Source organism: Leisingera sp. JC1, assembly GCF_001679925.1.
Classification (GTDB): Bacteria; Pseudomonadota; Alphaproteobacteria; order Rhodobacterales; family Rhodobacteraceae; genus Leisingera.
The window spans coordinates 1-1,735 of record NZ_LYUZ01000011.1; the positions used below are offsets into that span (position 1 = coordinate 1).

Consider the following 1,735-nt stretch of genomic DNA (forward strand, 5'->3'; position numbering starts at 1 on the left):
GGGCGTTCTGGAAACGATGGACGGGATACCACACCCGCAGCCGCGCAGAAGCCAGGATGCGCTGCCTCAAGGCCTTCGGCGAGCGCATCGCCGCGAGAGACCCAGATAGCCAAACCGCTGAAATCCACATCTGCGTCGCACTCATCAACCGCTTCAATGCCCTCGGCACCGCCGAGATCGTCCGCGTGGCCTGAACCTGAAGGGGAAAGGGGAAGTCACGCCTCAAGACGCCTTTCTGCAACAATGCCCTCCTGGAACCACCGGCCACCCGCCGGGATTGTGTAGATACCGGTCTCGGCGCCGCTTTCGTCCAGCAGACCGCTTCACTCGCCGCTAAATAATAAGTGTACCGCCGTCAATTGCAGACTGAAGTTCCTCAATTGTGACGTTATTGATGACCAGTCTTTCTTGTTCAAAAATAAGAAAAGCAGTCGGCGTCCCGTTAAAGTCAGTTTGTGTAAGCTGAAGATCCCCAATACTTTCAGCTCCCCACAATCTCAAGTCCAGCAAGTCCAGCCCAGCTTCAAAGTCGGTCAAGCCGTCCTCGTGGCCGTCCCTGACGAAAACGAAATGATCCGCACCTTCTCCGCCGGTCAATTTGTCGGAACCAGTACCGTCTACGAGTCTGTCATGACCATCGCCTCCCAGAATTGTGTCATTTCCCCAGCCGCCCACAATTGTATCGCGGCCGCCTCCCCCGGATAGAACATCATGCCCCCGGCCACCAAAAATTGCATCATGACCCAAATCGCCGTAGAGAAAGTCTTGGCCGATGCCTCCAAAAATTGTGTCGTCCCATCTTCCGCCCAAGATAGTGTCACTTCCCCAACCTCCATAGATCTTGTCACAGCCGCCTTCACCGAGCAGGCTGTCATTACCATTGGAACCAAAGATGGTGTCGTGCCACGCGCCCCCAAAGATGGTGTCGGATCCGCCTCCACCGACTATTCTATCACGACCGGCATTGCCGAAAATTTGATCGCTACCTTGACCGCCAAAAAGGTAATCCCTTCCCGCGCCGCCATATATTGTATCGTTTCCAAGATCCCCATAAATCCGGTCGGTGGCTGCGTTGCCTCTAATAATATCGTCACCAGCCAGCCCCCTAATATTGTCTTGAAAATCACTTCCCTCAATGACATCGCTGCCATTTCCAATTCTGGTCAGTTCAACAAAAGTAAGTGACCAGGGTTCCTGATCAATTTCAATGGTTCCGTCGGTAATTGTCTGGCTGGTCCCGTAGCTTAACACTGGTGACGCTCTATGGTCATCACCGCCTTGCCCACCGTCGGTTAGTATTGTCGACCGAATAAAGTAGTGGTCATCTCCAACAATTTCCGAAAAATCGATTGTGGCGGATGCGTTCTCTTCGCCGCCTCTTTCGGAAATGATAAACACAAAATCCTCGCCACTGGAAAATCCATGGACATCTAATTCGTTGTCCACCGACCAGTCCACTACAGGAGACATACCTACGAGAGTCTCCCGGCATTGTTGCAGAAAGGCGTCTTGAGGCGTGACTTCCCCTTTCCCCTTCAGGTTCAGGCCACGCGGACGATCTCGGCGGTGCCGAGGGCATTGAAGCGGTTGATGAGTGCGACGCGGATGTGGATTTCAGCGGTTTGGCTATCTGGGTCTCTCGCGGCGATGCGCTCGCCGAAGGCCTTGAGGCAGCGCATCCTGGCTTCTGCGCGGCTGCGGGTGTGGTATCCCGTCCATCGTTTCCAGAACGCCC

Annotated in this window: 1 protein-coding gene and 2 pseudogenes; 1 reads left to right on the forward strand and 2 read right to left on the reverse strand. The window is 54.5% G+C overall.

All coding sequences use genetic code 11. The features are described from left to right. Window positions 1–194, forward strand: a pseudogene (locus A9D60_RS02945) (IS5/IS1182 family transposase); the annotation flags it as partial. A gap of 139 nt (window positions 195–333) precedes the next feature. On the opposite strand, the gene A9D60_RS02950 reads toward A9D60_RS02945, so the two are convergent. Both A9D60_RS02950 and A9D60_RS02955 read right to left on the reverse strand, forming a co-directional pair. Further along, on the reverse strand, window positions 334–1,470 hold the full coding sequence (locus tag A9D60_RS02950) for a calcium-binding protein (RefSeq protein WP_083194084.1): 1,137 nt from the start codon (window positions 1,468–1,470) through the stop codon (window positions 334–336). Between the two features lie 71 nt (window positions 1,471–1,541). Beyond that, window positions 1,542–1,735, reverse strand: a pseudogene (locus A9D60_RS02955) (IS5/IS1182 family transposase); the annotation flags it as partial.